Genomic DNA, 7,488 nt, shown 5'->3' on the forward strand with positions numbered 1-7,488 from the left:
AAATCTAGGCGCTGTTTGTATAAGTTTGGAATTTTCAATATTTATGCTTTGCGGATTAAAATCTTTTGATGTTATAATTCTTATGGATTTACCTTGAATCACACTGTCTATAATTTGATCATTCTTGATAATTTCAGTTGCAAATTTTCTAATTTTAGTTTTATCTGCTAAATCAACCAAAAATGTACGACCCGAAATTGAATTTGTTAATTCTTTTGGCGAGCCTTCATACAATATATTTCCATCGTTAAGTGCAATTATGTGTGAACATTTTTCTGCTTCATCCAAATAAGATGTACTCCAAACTATTGTAACATTTTCAGATTTTATAAGATCATAAATAATTTTCCATAATTCTCTACGAGACAATGGATCTACACCTACGCTTGGTTCGTCAAGCAACAGGATCTCTGGGTTATGTATAAGCGAACATGCAAGACCCAGTTTTTGCTTCATCCCACCAGATAAATTCCCTGCCAATCGGGAAGTAAATGGAGCTAAATTTGTAAATTCCAACAATGTTTTTATTTTTTGTTGTAATAAATCACCTCTTACACCTTGTAAGTTTGCATATAGTTTCAAGTTTTCCAAGACACTTAAGTCTTCATATAGTCCAAACTTTTGAGGCATATAACTGATATTTGAGCTAATTGATTTATTTTCATCAACTTTAATATTTATCTTTATCTGGCTTGATGTTGGTTTTAAAATACCTGCAATCATTCGCATCAAAGTAGTCTTACCTGATCCATCAGGACCGATAAGTCCTGTAATTTTGCCTTTTGGTATACCTGTTGTTATATTATTTAGTGCAATTTTATTAGTTTTGTTAAATTTTTTTGTTACACTTAAAATTTCTATTGCGTTTTCTTTTTGCATTTGCATCTACTTTCGGTTTAAAATAATTTCTACTGTAACTGGCATTCCCTGTAAAAGTTGATTGTCATGTTTTTCCACCACAATTCTCGTTCTGTATACCAAATCCGTTCTTACTTCTTTCGTCTCAACATTTTTTGGTGTAAATTCTGCAACTGGCGAGATGTATCCAATATAACCTATGTATGCTTTGCCTGAATCTGTTTTTATTTTTGCTTTCATACCTGGATGAATCACTCCCAAGTATTTTTCACTGATAAATGCTCTTATGTAGATAGGGTTCATTAAAGCAATAGTGTATACTGGCTCACCCACGTTTGCATAATCGCCTTTTTCTAGCACTCTTGTCTGCATAACACCATCTACTGGTGAGTATAGTTTTGTGTCATTCAAATCTCTTATAGCTTGGTTGAGTGCTGCTTGAGTCTCTTTTACCAAAAATTTTGCTTTTTGTATATCTTCATATCTTGGACCTGTTTCGACAAGGTTTTGAGTTTCCACTGCAGATTTTAGCTTTTCTTTAGCAATTTTGTATTGTGTTAAAAACTTATCGTATTCTTCTTTTGAGATTACATCGTTTTTAACTAAGTTTTTTCGTCTTTCAAATTCATTTAATGCATTTTCATATTCTGCAAGAGCCAGCAATGTCTGAGCTTTTGCACGTTTAATTTCCTCTGGCCTTGAACCATGCTCTAATGACAATAATTCTGCTTTTTTGGCTTCATATAAAGCTTTTGCTTGGTTTAATCTATTTATATAATTTTCATCATCTATAGATGCAAGTAGTTCATTTTTTTTAACAACATCTCCCTCGTTTACATAATAAATGTTTAATTCTACCCGGAACCTTAAAACCTAACCTAACTGTTCTAATTTCTACATTACCTTGAAGTACAATTGAATTCGAATTTTTTTTCCTGAAAAATAACATCGAAATTAAAATAACAATTGTAATTATAATTGAAATAAGAACAATCTTTATTTTTTTATTCACTTATGCCTCCATTGTTTTGACAACTAATTCCTTTTCTAAATATATAAAATACAATCTTTGCTTTTTCTAAAATTTCTTTTTTATTTTTTGTAATTGTTGAATACAAAACAAGACCTTGTATATTTTCTAAAAAAAATTCTGAAATACTTTGTGTATCAATTGATTCACAAATCTCTTTGTTTATTTTCCCTCTTTCAACGACTAAAGTTAATTTTTCAATATAGTTTTCAAGAAATTTTTTTGCTGTGCGCTTTGGAAGAGTATCTCGTGAATCCAATAATTGCAACAACAGTATACGCGGTATGCTGGGATATTTGGATATAAATTTGATATGTGAAAAAAACGCATCTTCTAATGCTTTTAAAGCAGAATCATTGTTGTTTAGCGTTTTATTTAAAATGCTCATAATATGATTTGAAATCCAATTTATAAGATTATTAAATAAATCGTATTTTGTAGGAAAATGTTTAAATATTGCACCTTGTGTCAAACCCATTGATTTTGCAATATCTGATGTTGTAATAAAATCTGGATTATTATTTTCAGATAATTTTAACAATGTTTTGATTGTAACGAATTGTCTTTTTTGTGAGCTCAATCGTTTCATAATTCACCCCAAAAAGTAAGTAATTGATTACTATCTTAATAAAAAAAATAAAATTGTCAACTACTTGATAAAATTATAAACTTCATTTCAATAACTCAATTCAATTACTCGATTACAAAGAAAGCGCTTTGGTAATTAATTCTACAATATTTTTATCAAATTCTTCTATTAACTCATTAAAGCTTTCAATGTTATAACGTGTTTTAAGGTATGAGAAACTATTAAAAGCGACTTTGACATTATTGTCTTCTTCTATCACAAGTATTTTGCTTGGTAAATCAATAGCTACAAAAGGAGAAGCTTCCATAAGAAGCGTCCCCTTTTCAGGATTTCCAAATAATAACACCACAGTAGGTCTTAAATGTAAATTCACATCATGTGCTAGCTGTGCATGATCTATCTCACAAAACAAATGTAACTTTGCATTTTTAATGAATAACTTTAAACGTTCTAGCGTTTCTTTAAACGAATAGCAAGAAATAAAAAATAATAATCCAGAGTAGTCATCATTAACTATGTATTTTTTATTTAAATCCTCAAACTTTGACAAATTAATCTCTTATGACATCTTAATATAACAATCACAATTTCTACTCTTCCAGCTCTCCCACCACCTTGAATCTCTCAAGCACTCTATCATCATGTGGCGCATCATCTATTTCGGCTGTAAGGTCTACTCCCGCATTGTGTGTTCCCATGTGTTCTCCACCTGTCCACATATCAGAGTCACTAACATCATAGATTTTACCTTCGTAAGCAACATATACTGGCATCCCGTTTTTACCATTGTATTTTTTTAACTCATCTTTTGTCATGGTTTAGCCCTCCAATGATATAGATTGTGTAGGACATGAATCTTTGGCTTCTTCGCAACATCCAGCATCGCAATTGTCAGCTATTACACGCGCTTTTGAGCCATCTTCATTCATCTCAAACACTTGTGGGCACACATCTGCACAAACGCCACAGCCTATGCATGTTTGTTCATCAATTACAGCTTTCATACATCCTCCTTAAATTGCTTTAGTTTGTTTTTTAATTCTTCTATTTCGTTTTTCAATTGCTTTTTTTCTAAGAAGCTTTTTGTAGCATCTCTGATTATAGCTCCAAAACCTAAAAGTTTTGAGTCTTGCTCTACTATAGCTATGCTAAAATCTATGGATAGAGATTTGTTATTTTTTCCAATAGCCGGTACTGATAGCAAATCATCAGAATATTTGCTGCTTTTTGATTTTACAGCGCTAAAAAAACCATCCCAGTGCCTTTTCCTATATTTTTCCGGTATTATAATATCAAGGCTTTGACCTATGGCTTCACTTGAACTGTAGCCAAATATTTTTTCACAGCCTCTGCTCCATATTTTAATAATACCATCTACATCACAAAACAAAATCCCATCGCCCACGCCATTAAAAATCGCCTCTAAAATTTGACAGTTTTGACTCATAAATAACTCCTTTCAATGTATTCTAAAAGTGCTTTTGCATTATTTAGAGGGCTTTTGGACGAATAAACAAGTGTGATAGTTCCAACTTTTGATTTTTCTACAATCATATCTAAAAGTTCTTTTTTGCTTGAGAGTTCATTAAAATAGCGTTCCTTAAACTCATCCCATTTTGTTTCATCATGAGCATACCACTTTCTAAGCTCACTGCTTGGTGCAATTTCTTTTAGCCACAAATCTATGTGTGCTTTTTGTTTTGAAATACTCCTTGGCCAGAGCCTATCAACCAGTATCCTATAGCCGTCTGTGTTCTCATATGAAGAGTAAGCGCTTTTTAGTTTTATCATAAGGCACCATTTTCTATGTTATTTATTAAGTATTCGATATATTTTTTTAGAGTCAGTGTATAAACCTTAGCGTTGTCTAATATATCTTGAGTGTTTAAATTTTCTTTTTCAACTTCTTCTTTGTATTCCAGTAACCATTTTTTTATCATATCCAGGCTTACCTCAATGTGAAACTGAAGACCGATTGCATTTTTATATACAAACCCCTGATTTTTATAAGAAGAAGATGAAAATACGCGTTGTGTATTATTTGGCAAGTCAAAAGTATCGTTGTGCCATTGAAATGCTTTGAATTTATCAGGAAAATTATAAAAGTATTCGTGGTTTGAAACTTTATGGATATCGAAAAAACCAATCTCTTTTGTATGTCCTTTATAAACCCTTGCACCCAAGACTCTAGCAAGCATTTGAGAACCTAAACATATACCTATAAGTGGTATATTGAGTGTTAGCGCTTCTTCTATAACTTTATACTCGTGCTTTAAAAACGGGAATTTATCTTCTTCATAGGCTCCCATGTAACCCCCAAGCACAAGTATCAGTGAATAATTTTTTAGATTGCCAGCTAATTGTCCTTTGAAGGCATCAATATAGCTTATTTGATAGTTTTTTTGTCTTAATACCTCTTCAAAAAGGCCAGCATGCTCAATTGCGACATTACGTATAGCAAGTAACTGTTTCATAAATTATCCCAATATCCCAATCTCTTTGTGTTTATCTGCTATTTGTTTTGCAAGGCCAGTTATCTTTTTAAAGTCTTCAGGTTTTGGTTTACCTTTTATATACACAGGTTCAAACAGTTCAACACTTAAGTTTGTAAGGTTGTTTTTTATATGTTCAACACCTTTGCCGCCCCACCCGAACGATCCAATGATGCCTGCAAATTTTGTTTTCGGTCTTAAGGCATTTGCAAGATATGCGGTAGTTATTATTTTAGGATGAACACCCGCTAGCACAAAAGGAGAGGCAAAAATCACAGTTGCTGCATCTACAAGATCCATAGCTATTTCTCCAAGACTTGATTGAGCAATATTGTATGGTCTTGCATATACGCCCTGCTCAATTAATGCATCTGATAAATAGTCAACGAGTTCTTTGGTGCTACCGTGCATGGATATATAGATTATAAGAGCTTCGTTGTCTACATTGTCTGATATCCATTTTTTATAAGCATCTATTATAAACTGTGGATTTTTATACACTACACCATGGCCTGGCAAAATCATGGAAGGATTTAATTCTTCTACTTTCTGAATGTTTTTTTGAATATTTTTTCTAAAAGGCATCATAATTTCTGCATAGTAGCGCTTTGCACCTTCATAGACTAACTTTTCATCTTTTGGTCCAAATATCTTGCTTGTTGCTATATGAGAACCAAAAAAGTCACAGGTAAAAAGCATCTTTTTCTCTACAAGGTAGACAGACATGGTTTCTGGCCAGTGGACCCATGGCGTAAAGACAAATTGAAGGGTTTTGTCGCCCAAGGATAAAGTATCGTTATCATTTATTATCATAAATCTGTCTTCATTAATATCAAGCAGGTCTATAAGTAGAGATTTGCATTTTTCATTTGTAACCACTTTTGCTTGAGGGTACCTTTCAAGCACTGCAGGTATTGAGCCAGAATGATCCTGTTCCGCATGATTTGCTATAATGTAGTCTATATTTTTTACATTCAAAATGTCTAAATTCCTCAAAAGCTCATGCTTTTTGCATGGATCAACACTATCAATTAAAGCTGTCTTTTGAGAACCAGATATCAAATATGAATTGTAGCTTGTGCCTTTTGGCAACTCAAGCAACTCATCAAAAATAGGCCTATCCCAATGCCTTGAACCTACATAGTAAACATCTTCGTCAACTTTTTGTACAGCCATTGTAAACCTCCTTGTAAAACGTAAGATAGTTTTTTATGTTAAATTTTTATTTTCAAAACTATCTTACAAAATGGGCGCACTCAATGCAAACTTTTTTACCATCTTCAATTTTTATATAATTTTGAGCTACTGCATCAGAGCAAACCTGACAAATTTCATAGTTAAATGTTATTGCTTCTTCTTTAGATGGGTAATCAAACGGACCCTGCGCATCTATAAGTAAGTTATTGTTGTATAGCTCAAATACTTTCCTAAACAGCGCATATGAAACGCTTGCAGGTATACTTGAAGCATTTATGCCTTTGCTTCTATAATCCTTAACGTAACTGGAGCCAAGGGCGCTTTTTATAATCTCTGGCTTTACCTTAACCTTAAGAGCCTTTTGCGTTTTAATGTGCATTATAAGAAAAGACCACTTACCAATAGGATTTTTTTCAATAAGCCTTTTGCCAAATGTACAACCTGTGGAAAACTGCAATCCATCAACAAAGCAGCTTGCAATGTGGTTGTAGCCACTATTTGCAATAATGCGCGTTCCTAAATCTCTTTCTTTACTTATATCTAAAGCTTTCATAGCAAAAAGACCGCAGGCAAAACCCATAGCCATACCACCGCATACATGCCCGTGAGTTGCAAGTGCAGCATAAAGCGATTCTTTTTCAGTATCGCTTACATTTATAGACTCTACCAATTCTTTATAAGTTTCAAACATAAACCCTTCCTTATCCAAAGTGTTTTTCATAAACTGGATATAGCTGTGTTTCTTCTTTTATCATTCTGATTTTTAACATACCATAAATTTTCCCAAAATCTCTTGCAAACTGAATCTTATCTGTTATACCTTTTTTGTATGTGTCAAAGAAATTTACCACATCTTTAGAAATTTCTTCCATCTCTTCTTTAAACTTTAAAACATTTTCTTCTACATTAACACCTTTGCTTTTTGCTTCATCAAACTTTGAGTATAGAAACCTATCTTCTTTATCAAGATGCATCAAAAATAGGTTTTTGCTTTCAAAAAGCTTTTCCTTGGCGCCTTCTTTGTCAATGTTGTGCAATTCATCAAGTAATGAAAAAAGTTTCTTATGTTCTTTAAGCAAATCATCAATCAATTTACTCATAATTTGCCTCCAAAGAACCGATTTTTAACACTATATGCTATTTAAATAAAAAAGTATTTGATTTTAATCAAAAAATCAAACATTCAAAATTAACATTTTTTAATTTTATTAGTTACTTTTTTTTAATTTTATTATAATATTCTTAAATAAACAGTGGAGGAAATGGTATATGAAAATCCTGCATTTAGATACACAAAAAGGCTTTAGAGGCGGCGAGCAGCA

General features: G+C 32.3%; 12 protein-coding genes. All 12 read right to left on the reverse strand.

The window, feature by feature from the left end; genetic code table 11:
• A partial coding sequence (locus tag Q0C22_RS08435; RefSeq protein ID WP_291493726.1) for an ABC transporter ATP-binding protein occupies positions 1-879 on the reverse strand: 879 nt, incomplete at its 3' end.
• Between the two features lie 6 nt (positions 880-885).
• Positions 886-1,578 carry an HlyD family efflux transporter periplasmic adaptor subunit gene (locus Q0C22_RS08440; RefSeq protein WP_367172136.1) on the reverse strand — a complete coding sequence of 231 codons (693 nt, stop codon included), beginning with the start codon at positions 1,576-1,578 and terminating at the stop codon, positions 886-888.
• 284 nt (positions 1,579-1,862) lie between these two features.
• Entirely contained in the window at positions 1,863-2,477 is a 615-nt protein-coding gene (locus Q0C22_RS08445; protein ID WP_291493728.1) for a TetR/AcrR family transcriptional regulator, read from the reverse strand.
• A gap of 112 nt (positions 2,478-2,589) precedes the next feature.
• Positions 2,590-3,027: a DUF302 domain-containing protein gene (locus Q0C22_RS08450; RefSeq protein ID WP_291493730.1), complete on the reverse strand. Its 438-nt coding sequence runs from the start codon at positions 3,025-3,027 to the stop codon at positions 2,590-2,592.
• Between the two features lie 40 nt (positions 3,028-3,067).
• A complete protein-coding gene (locus Q0C22_RS08455; RefSeq protein WP_287006964.1) occupies positions 3,068-3,292 on the reverse strand; it encodes a cytochrome b5 domain-containing protein in 225 nt (74 codons plus the stop codon).
• Positions 3,293-3,295: 3 nt separating this feature from the next.
• Positions 3,296-3,481, reverse strand: coding sequence for a ferredoxin (locus Q0C22_RS08460; RefSeq protein ID WP_025392342.1), 186 nt, complete (start codon positions 3,479-3,481; stop codon positions 3,296-3,298).
• The gene (locus Q0C22_RS08465; protein ID WP_291493737.1) at positions 3,478-3,924 is read right to left on the reverse strand and encodes a PAS domain S-box protein; all 447 of its coding nucleotides are present in this window, start codon (positions 3,922-3,924) and stop codon (positions 3,478-3,480) included. Before Q0C22_RS08465 ends, Q0C22_RS08460 begins: the two co-directional genes overlap by 4 nt.
• Positions 3,921-4,268: a DUF488 domain-containing protein gene (locus Q0C22_RS08470; RefSeq protein ID WP_025392344.1), complete on the reverse strand. Its 348-nt coding sequence runs from the start codon at positions 4,266-4,268 to the stop codon at positions 3,921-3,923. Before Q0C22_RS08470 ends, Q0C22_RS08465 begins: the two co-directional genes overlap by 4 nt.
• Positions 4,265-4,951: a type 1 glutamine amidotransferase gene (locus tag Q0C22_RS08475; protein WP_291493740.1), complete on the reverse strand. Its 687-nt coding sequence runs from the start codon at positions 4,949-4,951 to the stop codon at positions 4,265-4,267. Before Q0C22_RS08475 ends, Q0C22_RS08470 begins: the two co-directional genes overlap by 4 nt.
• Before the next feature lie 3 nt (positions 4,952-4,954).
• A complete protein-coding gene (locus tag Q0C22_RS08480) occupies positions 4,955-6,145 on the reverse strand; it encodes an FprA family A-type flavoprotein (RefSeq protein WP_291493742.1) in 1,191 nt (396 codons plus the stop codon).
• Positions 6,146-6,203: 58 nt separating this feature from the next.
• Complete coding sequence (locus Q0C22_RS08485; RefSeq protein ID WP_291493744.1) at positions 6,204-6,857, reverse strand: FmdE family protein; 654 nt, start codon at positions 6,855-6,857, stop codon at positions 6,204-6,206.
• 10 nt (positions 6,858-6,867) lie between these two features.
• A complete protein-coding gene (locus tag Q0C22_RS08490; RefSeq protein ID WP_291493746.1) occupies positions 6,868-7,266 on the reverse strand; it encodes a hemerythrin domain-containing protein in 399 nt (132 codons plus the stop codon).
• Between the last annotated feature and the right edge of the window lie 222 nt (positions 7,267-7,488).

The sequence above is a fragment of the Desulfurella sp. genome, assembly GCF_023256235.1.
GTDB lineage: Bacteria > Campylobacterota_A > Desulfurellia > Desulfurellales > Desulfurellaceae > Desulfurella.

Excerpts from the sequence above, each read along its gene's own strand:
- Q0C22_RS08445 (WP_291493728.1), bottom strand. The coding sequence starts at position 2,477 with ATGAAACGATTGAGCTCACAAAAAAGACAATTCGTTACAATCAAAACA.
- Q0C22_RS08455 (WP_287006964.1), bottom strand. The coding sequence starts at position 3,292 with ATGACAAAAGATGAGTTAAAAAAATACAATGGTAAAAACGGGATGCCA.
- Q0C22_RS08460 (WP_025392342.1), bottom strand. The coding sequence starts at position 3,481 with ATGAAAGCTGTAATTGATGAACAAACATGCATAGGCTGTGGCGTTTGT.
- Q0C22_RS08465 (WP_291493737.1), bottom strand. The coding sequence starts at position 3,924 with ATGAGTCAAAACTGTCAAATTTTAGAGGCGATTTTTAATGGCGTGGGC.
- Q0C22_RS08470 (WP_025392344.1), bottom strand. The coding sequence starts at position 4,268 with ATGATAAAACTAAAAAGCGCTTACTCTTCATATGAGAACACAGACGGC.
- Q0C22_RS08475 (WP_291493740.1), bottom strand. The coding sequence starts at position 4,951 with ATGAAACAGTTACTTGCTATACGTAATGTCGCAATTGAGCATGCTGGC.
- Q0C22_RS08480 (WP_291493742.1), bottom strand. The coding sequence starts at position 6,145 with ATGGCTGTACAAAAAGTTGACGAAGATGTTTACTATGTAGGTTCAAGG.
- Q0C22_RS08485 (WP_291493744.1), bottom strand. The coding sequence starts at position 6,857 with ATGTTTGAAACTTATAAAGAATTGGTAGAGTCTATAAATGTAAGCGAT.
- Q0C22_RS08490 (WP_291493746.1), bottom strand. The coding sequence starts at position 7,266 with ATGAGTAAATTGATTGATGATTTGCTTAAAGAACATAAGAAACTTTTT.